This is a genomic window from Streptomyces sp. NPDC005266 (assembly GCF_040607655.1).
Classification (GTDB): Bacteria; Actinomycetota; Actinomycetes; order Streptomycetales; family Streptomycetaceae; genus Streptomyces.
Window position 1 is genome coordinate 37,027 of sequence record NZ_JBEXHC010000007.1, and the last position, 17,743, is coordinate 54,769.

The 17,743-nt window shown below is 70.5% G+C and carries 14 protein-coding genes and 2 pseudogenes; 2 read left to right on the forward strand and 14 right to left on the reverse strand.

Going from position 1 to position 17,743, the window contains the following annotated elements:
- Window positions 1-7: 7 nt before the first annotated feature.
- Both ABZU99_RS15810 and ABZU99_RS15815 read right to left on the reverse strand, forming a co-directional pair.
- Window positions 8-1,245 (reverse strand): annotated as a pseudogene (locus tag ABZU99_RS15810) (IS701 family transposase).
- A gap of 615 nt (window positions 1,246-1,860) precedes the next feature.
- Window positions 1,861-2,000, reverse strand: a pseudogene (locus tag ABZU99_RS15815) (ferredoxin).
- Window positions 2,001-2,040: 40 nt separating this feature from the next.
- Between ABZU99_RS15815 and ABZU99_RS15820 the strand changes: the two are divergent.
- On the forward strand, window positions 2,041-2,343 hold the full coding sequence (locus ABZU99_RS15820; RefSeq protein ID WP_356047534.1) for a hypothetical protein: 303 nt from the start codon (window positions 2,041-2,043) through the stop codon (window positions 2,341-2,343).
- A 76-nt stretch (window positions 2,344-2,419) separates the two neighbouring features.
- On the opposite strand, the gene ABZU99_RS15825 is transcribed toward ABZU99_RS15820, so the two are convergent.
- Window positions 2,420-3,094 (reverse strand): GNAT family N-acetyltransferase, encoded by a 675-nt coding sequence (locus ABZU99_RS15825; protein WP_356047536.1) that lies wholly within the window; start codon window positions 3,092-3,094, stop codon window positions 2,420-2,422.
- 123 nt (window positions 3,095-3,217) lie between these two features.
- On the opposite strand from ABZU99_RS15825, the gene ABZU99_RS15830 reads away from it, so the two are divergent.
- Complete coding sequence (locus tag ABZU99_RS15830; protein WP_356047538.1) at window positions 3,218-4,075, forward strand: DUF5707 domain-containing protein; 858 nt, start codon at window positions 3,218-3,220, stop codon at window positions 4,073-4,075.
- 84 nt (window positions 4,076-4,159) lie between these two features.
- Here ABZU99_RS15830 and ABZU99_RS15835 read toward each other — a convergent pair whose 3' ends face one another.
- The 11 genes from ABZU99_RS15835 to ABZU99_RS15885 all read right to left on the reverse strand — a co-directional run bounded on the left by ABZU99_RS15835 (window position 4,160) and on the right by ABZU99_RS15885 (window position 17,696).
- The gene (locus ABZU99_RS15835) at window positions 4,160-5,437 is read right to left on the reverse strand and encodes a thymidine phosphorylase (protein WP_356047644.1); all 1,278 of its coding nucleotides are present in this window, start codon (window positions 5,435-5,437) and stop codon (window positions 4,160-4,162) included.
- Window positions 5,438-5,504: 67 nt separating this feature from the next.
- Entirely contained in the window at window positions 5,505-5,927 is a 423-nt protein-coding gene (locus ABZU99_RS15840) for a cytidine deaminase (protein WP_355946615.1), read from the reverse strand.
- Window positions 5,924-7,219, reverse strand: a complete 1,296-nt coding sequence (locus tag ABZU99_RS15845; RefSeq protein WP_356047540.1) for an ABC transporter permease — start codon at window positions 7,217-7,219, stop codon at window positions 5,924-5,926. Before ABZU99_RS15845 ends, ABZU99_RS15840 begins: the two co-directional genes overlap by 4 nt.
- An 88-nt stretch (window positions 7,220-7,307) precedes the next feature.
- Complete coding sequence (locus ABZU99_RS15850; RefSeq protein WP_356047542.1) at window positions 7,308-8,447, reverse strand: ABC transporter permease; 1,140 nt, start codon at window positions 8,445-8,447, stop codon at window positions 7,308-7,310.
- Window positions 8,444-10,090: an ABC transporter ATP-binding protein gene (locus ABZU99_RS15855; RefSeq protein WP_356047646.1), complete on the reverse strand. Its 1,647-nt coding sequence runs from the start codon at window positions 10,088-10,090 to the stop codon at window positions 8,444-8,446. The genes ABZU99_RS15850 and ABZU99_RS15855 overlap by 4 nt, the downstream gene beginning before the upstream one ends.
- Window positions 10,091-10,182: 92 nt before the next feature.
- A complete protein-coding gene (locus ABZU99_RS15860) occupies window positions 10,183-11,217 on the reverse strand; it encodes a BMP family ABC transporter substrate-binding protein (RefSeq protein WP_356047544.1) in 1,035 nt (344 codons plus the stop codon).
- 131 nt (window positions 11,218-11,348) lie between these two features.
- Window positions 11,349-12,572, reverse strand: coding sequence for an amidohydrolase (locus tag ABZU99_RS15865; protein WP_355946713.1), 1,224 nt, complete (start codon window positions 12,570-12,572; stop codon window positions 11,349-11,351).
- A 179-nt stretch (window positions 12,573-12,751) separates the two neighbouring features.
- Entirely contained in the window at window positions 12,752-13,996 is a 1,245-nt protein-coding gene (locus ABZU99_RS15870) for a hypothetical protein (protein WP_356047546.1), read from the reverse strand.
- 116 nt (window positions 13,997-14,112) lie between these two features.
- Complete coding sequence (locus ABZU99_RS15875) at window positions 14,113-15,045, reverse strand: N-acetylneuraminate synthase family protein (protein WP_355946600.1); 933 nt, start codon at window positions 15,043-15,045, stop codon at window positions 14,113-14,115.
- Window positions 15,046-16,248 carry an acylneuraminate cytidylyltransferase gene (locus ABZU99_RS15880; protein WP_355946597.1) on the reverse strand — a complete coding sequence of 401 codons (1,203 nt, stop codon included), beginning with the start codon at window positions 16,246-16,248 and terminating at the stop codon, window positions 15,046-15,048.
- A 131-nt stretch (window positions 16,249-16,379) separates the two neighbouring features.
- Entirely contained in the window at window positions 16,380-17,696 is a 1,317-nt protein-coding gene (locus ABZU99_RS15885) for a DUF6716 putative glycosyltransferase (protein ID WP_355946710.1), read from the reverse strand.
- Window positions 17,697-17,743 lie beyond the last annotated feature (47 nt).

Sequence of the window (17,743 nt, forward strand, 5' to 3'; positions counted from 1 at the left end):
GTGATCTTCATGTCTGATTCGCGGCTTGTCGGCGGTAATGGCTGGCCTGGGCTCGGGCCTGGTGGCGGCATCGCCAGGCGGACCAGCGGAGCCGGTGGGCCACGTCGTGCACAGGCCGGACGACAAGTTCGTGAACAGGCACTGGATTTCGTTGCAGGTGAGCGGGATCAGCCCGTGGGGGGCGGGATGGCGGTCGTGTTCGTCGGCGCGCACGACAGCGAGGAAGGCGTGGGCGAGCATGGCCAGGGTGACCCAGCGGGACCACGAGGTGAAGCGGGGTAGCTGGTGCTCGTCCAGTCCGGCCAGGCCCTTTCCGGCCTGAAAGGTTTCTTCCACCCGCCACCTTGATCCGGCGACGCGGACCAAGGTGGCCAGGGGCACCGGGGCGGGTGAGAAGCAGCGGTAGTAGGCCAGTTCACCGGTGGTGCGATTACGGCGGATCAGCAGCCGGCGACTGCCGGGCCGTTCTTCGGTCAGGTCGATGACGGCCCACTCGTAGAAGCGGTGCCCCTTGGCGCCGGCCCCTGCCGACACCTTCTGCCAGGCCCGTCTGGGCACCTTCGCGGCCAAGGCGTCCGCGCGGAACTTTCCCGCACCGGTGGTGACTTCGGCCGAACAGGCGACGGCGAGCACGTAGCCAACCTTGCGCTCTTCCAGCGCGGACCGCAGCTTCGGGTTGCCGCCGTAGACCTCGTCGCCCGTGACCCAGCCCACGCGGTGCCCGGCGTCCAAGAACCGGCCGATCATGCGGGCGGCCAGCTCCGGCTTGGTCGCGAATACGGTGTCGTCGCCGAGCCCGGCTGCCTGGCAGCGGTTCGGGTCGCACGTCCACGAGCGCGGAACGTACAGTTCACGGTCCACCGCCGCGTGCCCGCGGCGGCCCGCGTAGACGAGATAAACGGCGACCTGCGCGTTTTCGATTCTGCCGGCGGTGCCGGTGTACTGGCGCTGGACACCGACGGTGTGCGTGCCCTTCTTCACATCCCCGGTCTCGTCGACCACCAGCACCGCGTCCTCGTCGTGCAGCTGCTCCAGTACGTACTCACGCACGTCATCACGCACGGCGTCGGCGTCCCACCTGGCTCGGCCGAGCAGGTGCTGCATGCCGTCCGGACTCGCCTCCCCGGCCCACTCGGCGATCGACCAGCAGTTCTTGCGCGGCAGGTCCGACATCAGCCCGAGCACCAACTTCCCCGCTCGACGCCTGGGTTCGACCCGGCTGAATCGTCCTGCGATCCGGTCCATCAGGCTCTCGAACATCGCCTGCCACCGGGCAGGCACTACGCTGTGACCTGCGGCTACTACAAGATCGTTAGTCTTCACACGCCGATGATCAGCGGTGGCCGCGTCTGTCGGCGAACTGGAGCAGCCAATGACCTCGTCCAGCCCCGGTCACCCACGACCTCCTCGAAACCTTCGGGGACGTAGGAGATGAGACAGGTGTCCATCAGATGGACCGTCGCGGCGGTGGCATGCACGACCCTGCTCGGGTCGGTCACCGGGTGCGCCGGCCAGGAGAAACGTCTGGCACCTGTCTCGTCCTCGGCCGTGATCGGTCACTGGAGGGGTGACTGCGGCGCCACTCTCGATGTGGCGAGGAACGGTCACTTCACGTTCGCCGAATTCCCGTCAGGAGAGGGACCGCACGACGAGCGGCGGCTCAGCGGGAGCGGCCAGTGGTACCTGTATCGCGGAGGGAAGGGCGCCCCGCCCCCTTCCCTCGACCTGAAACACCACAGGACCCTCTTCTCGCTCCTCTTCACCCGATCGCCCGACGGTGCCCTCACCAGGATGCGGTTCGAGGAAGAAGATCGCACCTGCTGGTTCACGCGGAAGGGATAGCCGGTCGGCCGTGGCCCGTCAGTCGAGTACGCGCAACGAGCGCGACGGGCACAGGTCGACGGCCCGCAGTACTCCTCGAAGAGGTCCTCGGCCGGTTCCTCGACCAGGACGACGACCAGACCCTCTTCGTCCTGGTCGAACACCTCCGGGCTGAGCATCGCGCACTGGCCGGAGCCCAGGCACCGGTCGCGTTCGGCGGTGACATGTGACGACGTCCAGGACGTCGACCGGCACCTGTGGCCGGGCACGGCGGCCGAAGGCGTCCAGGCAGTGGCGGACAACTGGTCCCGATTCCGCAACCACGTCGAATCCCTCGGCGATGACCACCTTCTTCAGCCTATGGGTCCCATCGCCGGTCCCTACGCTCACGAGAGCTACCTGCAGCTGGCTCACCACGCCTTGGACGAAGCTGCCCACCACAGTGCCGAACTCGGCCTCCTTCGCGATCTCTACTTCCACAGCTTCACCATGGAGCACCGGGCGATCCACCCGATGACCTGACCCTCGCCAGGCTCCTGACAGGCAGCCTGATCACGATCTAGGGCTGGAGTACTAGGCCGGACGCGGACGATGGATCTCAGGGGGTGTCCAGGCTCGCCGACAGATTCTTTGCCAGGACGATGCTGTCGTAGTTGGTGACGCCCCACTGCCACGTCCCGATCGGCGTGTATCGGCGTCGGCGGTACCAGGCAAGGAGGTCATCCGCCGCCGCGGAAGTGTCGATGACGGTGTGCGACGAGCCGAGCGTAGCGATGCTGGCCTCTGCCAGCGTCAAGAGCCGGTGTCCCAGCCCGCTTCCCCGCTGTGACGGATCCACGGCCAACCGCCAAAAGGACCCCGCCCCCTCGGGTGCGGGGTACCCGGTGGGCGTGGTGTGAGGGGCTGACACGGTGGCCGTCCCGACCAGGTCGTCACCTTTGGTGGCGACCCAGCACTCGCCCTTGCTCCGTCTGTGTCGGGTGTCCTGTGGAGACTGGTAGGAGGCGAAGAAGACCGCCCGGCTGCCGCGTGGTCCGCGTACGCACGGTGAAGGAGGAAGGTCAGCTCCTCGACCGAGTCGCCGTCGTGAAATCGCCTCATCTAGACCGATCCCCGCGTACCTGTCCGTTTCGAATGAATGCTCATATGGGCAGTCAACAGCAGGGGCCACAGTCCCTGGCCGTGGCTGCCCTACGACAGGCACGGCGGCCACGCCGTGGTCCGAAAGCGCGACGGGCCAGCGCCCTTGGCAAAGCGTCCGCAAAGACTTCACCGGCCGTACAACTGGCCGCGAAGAGGGCGTGTCTGATCTCGCGAGTCAACAGACTCCCAGGTCACTCAGGCCCCGCGTGACGACATCCGCACCGTGGGGCCCCTTCTCCACAATGGGGAACACATGCACATGCGTGCCACCATGGCCGCCGCGACCGTCTCCGGCGCGCTGGCCCTCGCTGCTTTCGCCGTGCCCGCCGCACAGGCCGATCAGGGGACGGCCAGGCCGGACGCCGCCTCGCGCTTCGGCATCCAGTCGTCGAAGGCAGGGTTCCGCGCCACCGGCGCCACGGCCGCGCCGACCATCAGCAAGGTCACGATCAACGGCGGCAAGGACATCGTCGTCGGCACCACGTCGCCGAAGACGGTCACCGTCTCGGTGACGGCCTCGCATCCCTCCGGTATTTCCGACGCCTTCGTCGACCTGTGGCACGGCACGGACCCGGACAACGATTTCGACGGCTACCTGGTCCCGAATGAGGACGAGGCGACCTGCACCGCGTCCAGCGCCACCACGTCCACCTGCAAGCTCACCATCACGGTCGACCCGCAGGTCGACCTGGTGAACTCCCTCGCGGGATCCTGGCATGTGACGGCCAGCGCGCTCGCCGGTGACGGGAGCGACTACTACTGGAACGACTTCTACGGCACCGCCAAGGTGCAGCGTCTGTCGAAGCTGACCGTCAACGCCTCGCCGGAGCCGGTCAAGAAGGGCCGGACCATCACGGTCACCGGCGCGCTGACCCGCGCGAACTGGGACACCTCCGCCTACGCGGGCTACACCAAGCAGTCCGTGAAGTTGCAGTTCCGCAAGGCGGGGAGCAGCACCTACTCCACGGTCAAGACGATCACGTCGAGCAGCACGGGCAGCCTGAAGACGACGGTCACCGCGTCCACGGACGGCTACTGGCGCTACGCGTTCGCCGGCACCTCGACGACCCCGGCCGTGAACGCCACGGGCGACTTCGTCGACGTGCAGTAGTCCCTCACCCCAGCCCCTCACCGCCCAGGCCGAAGGGGCCGTCCCGCCGCTGTGCGGCGGGACGGCCCCTTCCCGCGTGATCCGTCAGGCGATGCGCTCCAGGACGATCGGGGACGGGGCGAACGCGGTGTCCGCCGGGGCGTACTCCACGGCGCCCTCCAGTGCCTCCAGCGCGTAGCCGAACTTCTCGGGGGTGTCCGTGTGGAGGGTCAGCAGCGGCTGGCCCGCCGTCACCCGCTCGCCCGGCTTGGCGTGGATCTCCACGCCCGCGCCGGCCTGCACCGGGTCCTCCTTGCGGGCGCGGCCCGCACCGAGGCGCCAGGCGGCGACGCCGACCGCGTAGGCGTCGAGGCGGGTGAGGACGCCGGTCTCGGCGGCCGGGACGACGTGGCGCTCGCGGGCGGTGGGCAGCGGGGCGTCCGGGTCGCCGCCCTGGGCGGCGATCATGCGGCGCCAGTGGTCCATGGCGGAGCCGTCGGCGAGGGCCTTGGCCGGGTCGGCGTCGGGCAGGCCTGCCGCGTCGAGCATTTCGCGGGCGAGGGCGAGGGTCAGTTCGACGACGTCGGCCGGTCCGCCGCCCGCCAGGACCTCCACCGACTCGCGCACTTCGAGGGCGTTGCCCGCGGTCAGGCCGAGCGGGGTGGACATGTCGGTGAGCAGGGCGACCGTACGGACGCCGTGGTCGGTGCCCAGGCCGACCATGGTGGTGGCCAGTTCGCGGGCGGCGTCGATGTCCTTCATGAAGGCGCCGGAGCCGACCTTCACGTCCAGCACCAGCGAGCCGGTGCCCTCGGCGATCTTCTTCGACATGATCGACGACGCGATGAGCGGGATGGACTCGACCGTGCCGGTGACGTCGCGCAGCGCGTAGAGCTTCTTGTCGGCCGGGGCCAGGCCGTCGCCCGCCGCGCAGATGACGGAGCCGACGTCGCGCAGCACGTCCAGCATCTCCTCGTTCGAGAGCAGGGCGCGCCAGCCCGGGATGGACTCCAGCTTGTCGAGAGTTCCACCCGTGTGGCCGAGGCCGCGGCCGGACAGCTGCGGTACGGCGGCGCCGCAGGCGGCCACGAGGGGCGCCAGGGGCAGGGTGATCTTGTCGCCGACGCCGCCGGTGGAGTGCTTGTCGGCGGTCGGCCGGAGGAGGGACGAGAAGTCCATCCGCTCCCCGGACGCGATCATCGCGGCGGTCCAGCGGGCGATCTCGGCCCGGTCCATGCCGTTGAGGAAGATCGCCATCGCGAGCGCGGACATCTGCTCGTGGGCGACCTCGCCGCGCGTATAGGCGTCGATGATCCAGTCGATCTGAGCGTCGCTGAGGCGGCCGCCGTCGCGCTTGGCGCGGATGACGGAGATGGCGTCCATGGTGGGGAAGGCGGGCATGGCGGGGTGCGGGGCCTTTCGTTGGGTGTCAGCCGTCGGCGCCGGTCGGTCAGCCGTCGGCACCGAGGCGTTCGAGGTCGGCGGGGCCGAAGGCGTCGGGGAGGAGCTCGGCGAGCGGACGGATGCCGGTCGCCGTGTCCACCTGGAGCTCCGGGCCTCCGTGCTCCCACAGCAACTGGCGGCAACGGCCGCAGGGCATCAGCACGGCGCCGTCGCGGTCGCAGCAGGTGAAGGCGGTGAGCCGGCCGCCGCCGGTGGCGAAGAGGGCGGAGACCAGTCCGCATTCGGCGCACAGCGCGACGCCGTACGCCGCGTTCTCCACATTGCAGCCGCTGACCGTGCGGCCGTCGTCCACGAGCGCGGCGGCGCCGACCGGGAAGCGGGAGTACGGGGCGTAGGCCCGGGACATCGCGTCCCGGGCCTGCGCGCGCAGCGACTCCCAGTCGGGTGCCGCCACCGCGGGTGTGCTCATGTGCCCTGTCCCTTCCGGTAGGGCTTGTTGTTCGCCTTGGGCATCCGCAGCCGCTGCGAGGCGAGCCCCATGACCAGCAGCGTCACGATGTACGGCGTGGCGCTGACCAGGTCGTTGGGCACCGTGTCCGTCAGGGCGTACCAGAGGACCAGGGCAACGGCCGCGGCGCCGGACACCGCGCCCGCGACATAACTCTTGCGGAAGATCCGCCGGCCCGCCAGCAGAGCGAGGCCGAGCGCGATCAGCAGCAGCAGGGCGTGGACGGTCGCGCCGCCGTTGCGCAGCTGGAGGGCGTCGGAGTAGCCGAAGAGGCCGGCGCCCATGGCGAGCCCGCCGGGCCGCCAGTTGCCGAAGAGCATGGCGGCGAGGCCGATGTAGCCGCGGCCGCCGGTCTGGCCCTCGTTGTAGATGTGCGAGCGGACGAGGGCGAGGAAGACGCCGCCGAGCCCGGCGAGGCCGCCGGAGACGACGACGGCCGCGTACTTGTAGAAGTAGACGTTCACGCCGAGGGATTCGGCCGCCGTCGGGTTCTCGCCGCAGGACCGCAGCCGCAGCCCGAACGAGGTCTTCCAAAGGACGAAGAAGCTGCCGGCGACCAGCAGGACCGAGACGATGGTCAGCGCCGAGATGTTGGTGACCAGGCCGCCGAGGACGCCCGCGATGTCCGAGACCAGGAACCAGTGGTGGTTCTCCAGGTCGGCCAGCCAGTCGGAGAGGCCGGGCACGGTGAACGACGGGATGTCGTCGACCTGCGGGGACTGCTTGGGGGAGCCGCCGATGTCGGACAGCGGCTCGAACCAGCGCTTGGCCAGATAGGTGGTGGCGCCGAGGGCGAGGATGTTGATCGCGACACCGGAGATGATGTGGTCGACGCCGAAGGTGACGGTGGCGACCGCGTGGACGAGGCCGCCGACGGCACCGCCGAGGACACCCGCGAGCACACCCACCCAGGGGTTGCTCTGGTAGCCCGCCCAGGCACCGAAGAAGGTGCCGAGGATCATCATGCCCTCAAGGCCGATGTTGACCACTCCGGCCCGCTCGGCCCACAGCCCGCCGAGCCCGGCGAGGCCGATCGGCACGGCCATGGAGAGCGCGGCGCCGATCTGGCCGGAGGAGGTGATGTTGTTGAAGTCGCCCTGCTGGGCGGCGGAGGCCAGTGCCCGCAGGACGGACAGTGCGACCAGTGCCCCGGCGACGATCAGCAGGATCGTGGCGAGGGACATCCGGGAGGCGGGCTTGTTGCCCTTACCCGGCGTGGTCGTGCTCTTGGTGGTGGTCACCGTGGCACTCATGGCGTATCTCCGTTCGCTTCTCCGCCCGCTCGGCACGAAGGCGCGGCCATCGTTGTCGTCTGCGGCCCGGAGGCCTCGCGTGCGTCGCTCACGCCACCTCCGTCGTGTCCTGCTTGTCCGTGCCCTGGCCCTTGGCGGCCTTGGCCTGGGCGGCGAGCTCCGCGCCGACCCTCTGCTGCTGGCGCTTGAGCCCGTAGCGGCGCACCAGCTCGTACGCGATCACGACGCACAGGACGATGACGCCGTACATCACGCCGACGATCTCCTTGTCGTACCCCTCGAACTCCAGGCGGTTGGCGCCCCGTTCCAGGAAGCCCCACAGCACGGCGGCCAGGCCGATGCCGACGGGGTTGTTGCGGCCGAGCAGGGCGATGGCGATGCCGGTGAAGCCGAGGCCGGCCGGGAAGTCGGAGGTGAACTGGTGGGTGTCGTTGAGCAGGGTCGGCATGCCGACCAGACCGGCCATCGCGCCCGAGAGCACCATGCTGGTGAGCACCATGCGCTTGACGTTGACGCCGCTGGCCTGGGCGGCCGACTCCGAGCGGCCCACCGCGCGCAGGTCGAAGCCGAACCGGGTGCGGCCCAGCAGGAACCAGAAGCCGAGGCCCGCGAGCACCGCGACGACGATGAAGCCCCAGACGGGGTCGAGGTCGCCGCCGGCCGGGATGGTGAAGAAGTGGCTGGAGGCGGGCAGCGGCTCGGTGGCCACGATGTTGGTCTGCTTGTCGAGGACGCCCAGGCGCCCGTCGACCAGCAGATAGCTGATGAGGATGCCCGCGAGCGCGTTCAGCATGATGGTGCTGATCACCTCGCTGACGCCGCGGTAGACCTTCAGCAGTCCGGCGATGGACGCCCACATGGCGCCGACGAGCATGCCGACCAGGATGATCAGCGGGATCTGCACCAGGCCCGGCAGGTTCAGCGCGCCGCCGACAGCGGCGGCGAAGAAGGCGGCGAGCCGGTACTGGCCGTCGACGCCGATGTTGAAGAGGTTCATCCGGAAGCCGATGGCCACCGCGAGCCCCGCCAGGTAGTACGTCGTCGCCTTGTTGAGGATGTAGACCTGGCTGTCGGACTTCAGGCCGTACTCGAACATGACGCCGAAGGCGTTGAACGGCTCCTTGCCGGTGGCCAGCAGGACGAGCGCGGTCACCAGGAAGGCGGCGACGAGCGCCAGCACCGGGGCCGCGACCGCGAGGAGCACCCGCTCCTTGTCCATCTTCTTCATCGGTCCTCTCCCCCAGCCGTGGTCTCAGCCGTGGCCTCAGCCGTGGCCTCAGCCGTGGCCTCGGCGTCGGCCGCGCCCTCGAGATGGCCGGAAGCCGCGCCGGTCATGGCCGAGCCCAGCTCCTCCGGGGTGATCGTGGCGGGGTCGGCGTCGGCGACCAGCCGGCCGCGGTACATGACCCGCAGGGTGTCGGACAGGCCGATCAGCTCGTCCAGGTCGGCGGAGATCAGCAGGACGGCCAGGCCCTCACGGCGCGCGGTGCGGATCTGGTCCCAGATCTGCGCCTGTGCGCCGACGTCCACACCGCGCGTGGGGTGCGCGGCGATGAGCAGCTTGGGGTGGTGGCTCATCTCCCGGCCGACGATCAGCTTCTGCTGGTTGCCTCCGGACAGCGAGGCCGCGGTGACCTCGATCCCGGGGGTGCGCACGTCGTACTCGGCGACGATCCGCTCGGTGTCACGGCGCGCGGCGGCCGGGTTGAGCAGCCCGCTCTTGCTGTTGGGCTCCTCGGTGACATGGCCGAGGATGCGGTTCTCCCACAGCGGGGCCTCCAGCAGCAGCCCGTGCCGGTGGCGGTCCTCGGGGATGTAGCCGATGCCGTCCTCGCGCCGCTTGCGGGTGGGCGCGTGGGAGATGTCGGTGCCGTCGAGGGTGATGGTGCCGGCGTCGGGGTCGCGCATGCCCATGATGGCCTCGACCAGTTCGGCCTGGCCGTTGCCCTCCACCCCGGCGATGCCGAGGACTTCGCCCATCCGGATGGTGAAACCGATGCCGTCGAGCACGGCCCGCTCCACGCCGTCCACATCGGTGGCGGTGAGCCGCAGTCCGTCGACGGTGAGCATGTCGGTGTCGGTGACGGTGGACTCGCGGGTCTCCGGGGAGGGCAGCTCGCTGCCGACCATCAGCTCGGCGAGCCGGCGGGGGGTGGTCTCGGACGGGACGACCGAGGCGACCGTCGTACCGCGGCGGATGACGGTGATGTCGTCGGCGACGGAGAGGACTTCGCCCAGCTTGTGGGAGATGAACAGGACGGTCAGGCCCTCGGCCTTGAGCTCGCGGAGGTTGTCGAAGAGCGCGTCGACCTCCTGCGGGACGAGCACCGCGGTCGGCTCGTCCAGGATGAGCGTACGGGCGCCCCGGTAGAGGACCTTGAGGATCTCCACGCGCTGACGGTCCGCCACACCGAGGTCCTCGACGAGGACATCGGGGCGGACGTTCAGCCTGTAGGCGTCGGAGATCTCCTTGATCCGGGCACGTGCCCTGCCGCCGATGCCGTGCAGCTTCTCCGCGCCGAGGACGACGTTCTCCAGCACGGTGAGGTTGTCGGCGAGCATGAAGTGCTGGTGCACCATGCCCACTCCGCGGGATATGGCGTCCCCCGGGGAGTGCAGTTCCACGGTCCGGCCGTCGATCGCGACGGTGCCCTCGTCCGGGCGCTGCATCCCGTAGAGGATCTTCATCAGGGTCGACTTGCCGGCGCCGTTCTCGCCCACGAGGGCGTGCACGGTGCCGCGGCGCACGGTGATGTCGATGTCGTGGTTGGCGACAACTCCGGGGAACCGCTTGGTGATTCCGTGGAGTTCTACGGCGACGTCCGTGACATCGCCGGCGGGAGCGCCCTTGGGTGGGCTGGCGGCTTTGATGGCGCACTCCTGAGGGGCGGGGGCGAGATGTGCGACGGACCTGGGGGATCGGCGTCCGCCCAGGTCCGTCGAGAGCCGGCCGGCGGCCGGGATCAGTCCTTGTAGGTGTCGGCGACCTTGATGGTGCCGTCGATGATCTTCTTCTTGGCCGCCTCGATCTTCGGCTTGATGTCGTCGATGAAGCCGCCGGAGTACGAGAGGGAGACGCCGCCGTGCTTGAGGTCGTAGGACCGGACGCCGTGCTCGGGCTTCTTGTCCTTGACGACGCTCTTGACGAAGTCGTAGACCGAGCCGTTCACGTTCTTGACCATGGAGGTCATGATGGTGTGCTTGTACTGGGCCAGGCCCTTGTCGTAGTACTGGTCGCCGTCGACGCCTATCGACCAGGTGCCCTTCTTCTTCGCGGTCGCCTCGATGGCGCCGGCACCGGAGCCGCCGGCCGCGGAGTAGATCACGTCGGCCTTGTTGGCGAGCATGCCCTCGGCGATGTCCTTGCCGCGGTCGGGCATGCCGAAGCCCTTGTTCGAACCGATCTGGACCCACTGGACCTCAAGGCGCGCCTTGGGGTTGGTGTCCTTCAGGCCCTGCTGGAAGCCGCCCGCGAACTTCTTGATCAGCGCGTTGTCGGTGCCGCCGATGAAGCCGACCTTGTTGGTCTTGGTCTTGAGCCCGGCGGCCACACCGGCGAGGTAGGAGCCCTCGTGCTCGGCGGAGACCAGGCTGGCGACGTTCTTGAGGTCGACGACCGAGTCGACGATCGCGAAGTCGGTGTCCTTGTACTTCTTGGCGGCCTTGGTGAGCGAGGGGGTCCACGCGTAGCCGACGCCGACGACCGGGTTGTACCCCGCCTCGGCCAGGCTGGCGAGCTTGTCGTAGCGGTCGGCGTCGGTGTCGCCGTCCTTGGCCGTCAGCTCCTTGCCCTTGACCTTGAAGTCCTTCAGGGCCTTGTCGTAGCCCTTGGCGGCGGAGTCGTTGAACGAGTGGTCGCCACGGCCGCCGACGTCATAGGCCAGGCCGACGCCGGCGTCCTTGCTTCCTTCCTCGGAGCTGCTGCCACACGCGGTGACGGACATTGCGAGAGCCGCGGTGGCAATGCCCGCGACAACTATCGTGGATACCCGGCGCACGAGGGTCCCCTCTGACTCGAAGCGCCTCCTTTGGCGCTGGCTCCGCCGCATCGTAACGCGCGTAGATGTCAGATAAAGGCCCCTACGGAAGCCGTTATAGGATCGTCGCGAACCTATCCTGTCCGCCAGGTCTACAGAACGTTGCGCTCCAGCAAAGCCGCGGCCGTGAAAAGCTCCACGCCCACCGCGATGGCGCCCTCGTCCACATCGAAATCGCCCGCGTGCAGATCGCGCCGGGTGGTGTCGCCGACCCTGCGGACGCCCAGCCGGGCCATCGCACCGGGCACCCGCTCCAGATACCAGGAGAAGTCCTCGCCGCCGAGGCTCTGCTCGGTGTCCTCGACCGCGTACGAGCCGCGCCGGGCCACCATCGCGTCGCGCAGCAGCTCAGCCGAGCTCCCCTCGTTGACCACCGGCGGGACGCCCCGGATGTAGTTGATCTCCGACTTGGCGCGGTGCAGGGTCGCGATCTCGTCCACGGCGGCGTGCACCAGATCGGGGGCCTCGCGCCAAGCGGGCAGATCCAGACAGCGAACGGTTCCGGACAGCTCGGCATGCTGAGGGATCACATTGCAGGCGTGGCCCGCCTCGATCCGCCCCCAGGTGACGGCGAGCCCCGAGCGGGCGTCGACCCGGCGGGCCAGCAGCGCGGGCACCTCGGCGGCCACCTTGGCGGCGGCGGTCACCAGATCGGTGGTGAGGTGGGGGCGGGCGGTGTGGCCGCCCGGCCCGTCGAGGGAGATCTCCAGCCGGTCGCAGGCGGAGGTGATCGGCCCGACGCGCAGCCCGATCCGGCCGACCTCGACCTTGGGGTCGCAGTGCAGCGCCAGGATCCGGCCGACGCCGTCCAGCACGCCCGCCTCGATCGTGTCGGTGGCGCCGCCCGGCAGCACCTCCTCGGCGGGCTGGAACAGCAGCCGCACCGGACGGGCCAGCCGCCCCTCGCGGGCCAGCTCGGCCAGGACCAGACCGGCGCCGAGCACCACGGTGGTGTGCACATCGTGGCCGCAGGCGTGGGCGCGGTCGGCGACGGTCGAGCGGTAGGGGACGGTCTTGGTGTCCGGGATGGGCAGCCCGTCGATGTCCGCGCGCAGCGCCAGCAGGGGCGCCACGCCATCGCGGGGGCCGATGTCACAGATGAGGCCGGTGCCGGTCGGCAGCACCCGCGGCTCGAGGCCCGCCTGCTCCAGCCGCGCCTTGATGGCGGCGGTGGTGCGGAACTCGCAGTTGCCGAGCTCGGGGTGCATGTGCAAGTCCCGCCGGAAGGCGATCAGTTCGGCGCGCAGCCCTTCGGGGAGCGTGCCGGGCAGCGCCGCGTCGGCGGGCGGTGGGGCAGGGGTCTCGTCGATGGACATCAATTGCTTCACCTAAAGAAGCGTAGAACGCGAGACGGGCCCACCGAATGTCGATCAACAAAACTTCAACCGAATCGGGGAGGGAAAAGCGCCCCTCCCGGCGCATGACCTTCCTAGTCAGGGGGTATAACAGCTCGTTTCCCCGTGATAAGCGCCACAGGGCCGTACGAGCGAAGCTGTCAGGAAGCTGCCACGGGTGCGCCGGGCCCGTGCGCCGTGGCGGGGCCCGGTGCCGCGGAGGGGCCCGGCGCCGCGGACGGACCCGGCGCCGCGGACGGACCCGGCGCCGCGGACGGACCCGGCGCCGCGGACGGACCCGGCGCGACCGGTGGCGCCGGAGGCGCCGACCGCGTCGAGCCCAGCCGGTGCACATCCCGGGCCGTGCCGGTGACGCCCGACAGGAACCCCTGGGCACGCGGTGAGGCGTCGCTGGTCAGCCAGGCGGGGTCCACATCGCAGACGGCGACCTTCACGCCCGTGCCCGCGAGCGCCAGCGGCAGCGTGTGCACGACGGTCGACGGGAAGCTCACGATCGTATGGCCGATGGGGCCGCGGCGCGCTATCAGCTCCAGCGGCAGATCGGGCCGTACGATCTCCAGCCCCACCGTGGCGGAGACGCGGTGCAGCTTCTCGGCGCTCTCGCGGCGGTGGGCGAAGTAGCGGGTCGCGCCATGGGCGCGGGCCAGGGAGGCGACCGCCTCCAGATAGCGCTCCGGGTCGACGACGCCGGTCTCGACCAGGGAGGTGCCGACCAGATCGGTGCCGCGGGTGAGCCGGGGCGGGCCGAAGCGGGCCCGGGTCCAGGCGAAGTCGTTGGCGGTGACGGTGACGCCGGGGGGCGGCTCGACGGGCATCGAGCTGAACACCTCGACCTGGCGCTTGGCGCCCGGGGTGAGCCTGCGGCGCGCGGTGGCGGACACCGGCGCGAAGACCATGTCGCGTGCTCCCCTGCCGTTGCCGCGCCGGTGCCAGCGCTCCAGCCGCTCCCCCTTGGCCAGCTGGGAGATGAACTCCATGGTGGCCGTGCCGTCGTCCACGACGACCAGGTCCCGGGCGCGGGCGAGGGTGAGCAGCAGCTGCACATAGCGGGAGAAGGGATCGCCTATGACGATCCGGCCGGCCCGGCGCAGCGGCCCGCGCAGCCCGCCGATGGTCTTCAGCGGGGCGCCGGCCCCGCCGCGCGCGTCCTCCCACCGCACCGCGAAGCCCTCGTCCCGGGCCAGCTCCGCCATCCGGCGCAGCTGGCCGCGGGTCATCGGATCGTGCGGGGCGAGCACGACCACGGTCAGGTCCAGCGCCGTGGGCTCCTGGGCCCCGGCGCGCCGGGCATCGGTGTACGCCCACTCCAGCACGTTCAGCAGCTGGACCGGGCTCTCGACGAAGGCAAGCGTGACAAGGGGGGCAAGGGGGGCAACGGAGGGCATCGCACCGTCCAAAGGCAGGGCCCGGAAGCGGCGGACAGCCCCCGAGGGATCGGGGGAGTCCGCCGCTTCCGGGCGCGGGCCGGTCTCACCGGCCGGTGGATTCACGGCAGAGTGCCTCAGACCGCGACGGGCTCGCGGTCGGCGGCCTCGTTCTCGGCGACGACGCCCGCGACGCGGCGGAGCTTCTTCATCGGGCCGAGCTCGCTCTCGTAGACCTTCTTGACGCCATCGCCCAGCGACTCCTCGATGGTGCGGATGTCACGCACCAGGCGCGTGAGACCCTGCGGCTCGACGGAGGCGGCCTGGTCCGAGCCCCACATGGCGCGGTCCAGGGTGATGTGGCGCTCGACGAAGCTCGCGCCGAGCGCGACGGCGGCCAGAGTGGTCTGCAGACCGGTCTCGTGGCCGGAGTAGCCGATCGGCACGTTGGGGTACTCGGCCTGCAGCGTGTTGATCACACGCAGGTTGAGCTCCTCGGCCTTGGCCGGGTAGGTGGAGGTGGCGTGGCACAGCAGGATGTTCTCGCTCCCGAGCACCTCCACCGCGTGACGGATCTGCTTGGGGGTGGACATGCCCGTCGACAGGATGATCGTGCGGCCGGTCGCCCGCAGGGCGCGCAGCAGCTCGTCGTCGGTCAGCGAGGCGGAGGCCACCTTGTGGGCCGGGACGTCGAACTTCTCCAGGAAGGCGACGGCCTCGGTGTCCCACGGGGAGGCGAACCAGTCGATGCCGCGCTTCTTGCAGTGCTCGGAGATGGCGCGGTACTCGTCCTCGCCGAACTCCACCCGGTGGCGGTAGTCGATGTAGGTCATCCGGCCCCAGGGGGTGTCGCGCTCGATGTCCCACTGGTCACGCGGGGTGCAGATCTCCGGGGTTCGCTTCTGGAACTTGACCGCGTCACAGCCGGCGTCGGCGGCAGCGTCGATCAGCTTGAACGCGTTCTCCAGGTCGCCGTTGTGGTTGATGCCGATCTCACCGGTGACATAGACCGGGTGGCCGGGGCCGGCGATCTTGCTGCCGAGGGTGCGAAGGCGATTGTTGGAGCTCACTTAAGACAGTTCCTTTCCGAGAATCCACGAGGCGATCTCGCGGATCGCGCCGTCTCCTCCGGGCGTGGAGGTGACCGCACGTGCGGCGCCGCGCACGACGTCGTGCGCACCTGCGACCGCCACGGGCCAGCCGACAAGGCCGAAGCACGGGAGGTCGTTGACGTCGTTGCCGACGTAGAGCACGCGCTCCGGCGCGATGCCCTGCTCCTCGCACCACTGCTTCAGTGCGAGATCTTTGCGGTCGATGCCGTGGAGCACGGGGACCTGCAGCTTGCGGGCCCGTGCGGCGACGACCGGGTTCTTTTCCGTGGACAGGATCAGCAGCGCCAGCTCAGCGCGGCGCAGGGCAGCGATCCCGAGCCCGTCGCCGCGGTGCACGGCGACCATCTCGCGTCCATCGGAGTCGACCAGCACCCTGTCGTCGGTCTGGGTGCCGTCGAAGTCGAGTACCACCGCGTCGATGTCGTCGCGGGTGGGGAGGGCCCCCGGCCGCTCGGCGTCGAGCAGCGGGGCGAGCGCGCGGGCGCGGGCCAGATCGTGCGGGTCGTCGATCTCCAGCACCCGGGCGGCGTCGGTGCGCACCAGGTCGGTGCGGCCGAAGAAGCGGTGACCGGCCGCGCGGAAGCCGCGCGCGTCCATCGCGTAGGCGGCGCCGGTCTCCAGGAAGTCCTGGGGGCGGTCCTGGCGGCGCGGACGGTACGACTTGTCGTGGTTGACCCCGTCGCCCCCGTCGGCCTGCGGGTCCTCGCCCTCGCGCCAGACAAAGCCGTGGAAGGGGGCCACGGTCAGGGCGCTGTCCGCGCCCTGCTCGGCGACGGCCGCGGCGACCCCGTCGATGTCCTCGCGGACGATGAAGGGGCTGGTGCACTGGACGAGGAGGACCACGTCCACCGCCCGGCCGTGCGACTCCTGGTACGCGTCCATGGCGTGGATGACCGCGGCCTCGCTGGTCGCGGTGTCGCCCGCGATGTCGGTGGGCCGCTGGATGACCACGGCGCCCGCGCCGCGCGCGGCGGCGGCGATGCCGGGGTCGTCGGTGGAGACGACCACGTCGGTCACCAGCCGGCTCGCCCGGCACTCCAGCACGGCGCGCGCGACGAGCGGCACGCCCCCCACGGCGGCGAGGTTCTTGGCCGGGACCCCCTTGGACCCGCCACGGGCGGGGATCACGGCGAGCACACACCGGTCGGTCGAGGGGGTCATCGCGGCTCCTTCGGGGCTTTCGAACGTCATGTGGGCTGTCACAGCCCGTTCTTCGCTCGCTTCCGCGTCCACGCGGCGCAGAGGAGCGGGCATCGTCGCCGTCTGCGGCCCGGCGGCCGCGCGTACGTCGCTCACAGCTCCCCCATCCGCCGGATGACGGGAGCCACGCGCTGGACGCCATGGCGGTACGCACCGCGGGCCGCTTCCCGCATCGTGTTGCGCACGACCCGGCGCAACCCGCTGACCTGGGCCTCGTCCTCGGCCGAGGCGCCGGGGCGGGGGCTGCCGTCGGGCTCGAAGCCGTAGCGGGCCAGCCGGCCGGGCAGATAGCCGGGCGCGGTGACCGGGGTGTAGTACGGGGCGAGCGGCGGCAGGGTGTCCGCCGCGGCCAGCTCGGCGACCCGCTCGCGCGCGGCGTCGAACCAGGTCTCGTACGGCCCGTCGGCGGCGACGCCCTGGCGGCTGAGCCAGGTCGGGTCGGGCTCGGGCCGGTATCCGGCGTCCAGCTCGTCCCAGGAGGCGAGGCAGCCGGAGCCGAGGAAGTGGTGGTTGCCGAGCGTCTCGCGCACCCCGAGGTCGGTGAGGACGGCGGTCGGGATGGAGCGGTGCAGCGACTCCAGGGCGGCCGTGGAGCTGACCGTGACCAGCAGGTCGGTGGTGTCCAGGACCTCCCCCATGTTCCCGTAGGCGAGCCGGAGGTTGGACGGCAGATCGCCGAACTTGGCGATCAGCTTCTGGTACGGAAGCTCCTCGATGTGCGTGGTGTGCTCGCCCGGCTTGCTGCGCAGCTTGACCAGGACCTCGCGGTCGGGGTGGCGGCGGGCGTGGTCGACGGCCCGGCGCAGCAGATACATACGGTCGGCGCGGTTGTCCGGGACGGACGGCTGGACGGCGAAGACGACCGTGCCGCCGGGGTACTTCCGCCCCTCGCGGGCCTTCTCGTCGTACCGGGCGCCGCCGAGGAACGGAAGCGCGCACTCCACGACGCTGTCCGCGCTCGTGCCGACGCCCCTGTAGACGTCACGGAAGCGCTCCGCGTCATGGCGGGAGTTGGCGAGCACCACATCCGCGCCATGGCGCAGCAGCAGTCCGTCGGCGAGCTTCTCGTAGACGACGCCCACATAGCCGGTGACGACCACGGGGCGGCGATCGGCGTCCCGCCAGGCGTGGCGCAGGCCGTGCAGCATGGCCTGGACGGCCCCGCCGACCAGGGAGAGCACGATGACGTCGTAGCGTTCACGGTCAACGGACCGGACGAATTCGGTGCCCGTCACCTCGCGCATGGCATCGGCGCGCACGCCGACCTCGGCAAGCTGCCGGACGGTCGGGGTGGCGCGGCCGCGCAGCAGGAAGCCGTCCAGACGGCGGCCTGACTCCGGGCTCTCGGGGACGAGGCGGTGCGCGGTGAGCGCGCCCCATTTCCACCGGGTGTCGGAGTCGGCGAGCACGGCTACTCGCACGGGAGAATTGGTACGTGAGGGCACGTCGGAGACGC

Excerpts from the sequence above, each read along its gene's own strand:
- ABZU99_RS15840 (WP_355946615.1), bottom strand. The coding sequence starts at position 5,927 with ATGAGCACACCCGCGGTGGCGGCACCCGACTGGGAGTCGCTGCGCGCG.
- ABZU99_RS15835 (WP_356047644.1), bottom strand. The coding sequence starts at position 5,437 with ATGGACGCCATCTCCGTCATCCGCGCCAAGCGCGACGGCGGCCGCCTC.
- ABZU99_RS15850 (WP_356047542.1), bottom strand. The coding sequence starts at position 8,447 with ATGAAGAAGATGGACAAGGAGCGGGTGCTCCTCGCGGTCGCGGCCCCG.
- ABZU99_RS15845 (WP_356047540.1), bottom strand. The coding sequence starts at position 7,219 with ATGAGTGCCACGGTGACCACCACCAAGAGCACGACCACGCCGGGTAAG.
- ABZU99_RS15880 (WP_355946597.1), bottom strand. The coding sequence starts at position 16,248 with ATGACCCCCTCGACCGACCGGTGTGTGCTCGCCGTGATCCCCGCCCGT.
- ABZU99_RS15870 (WP_356047546.1), bottom strand. The coding sequence starts at position 13,996 with ATGCCCTCCGTTGCCCCCCTTGCCCCCCTTGTCACGCTTGCCTTCGTC.
- ABZU99_RS15830 (WP_356047538.1), top strand. The coding sequence starts at position 3,218 with ATGCACATGCGTGCCACCATGGCCGCCGCGACCGTCTCCGGCGCGCTG.
- ABZU99_RS15865 (WP_355946713.1), bottom strand. The coding sequence starts at position 12,572 with ATGTCCATCGACGAGACCCCTGCCCCACCGCCCGCCGACGCGGCGCTG.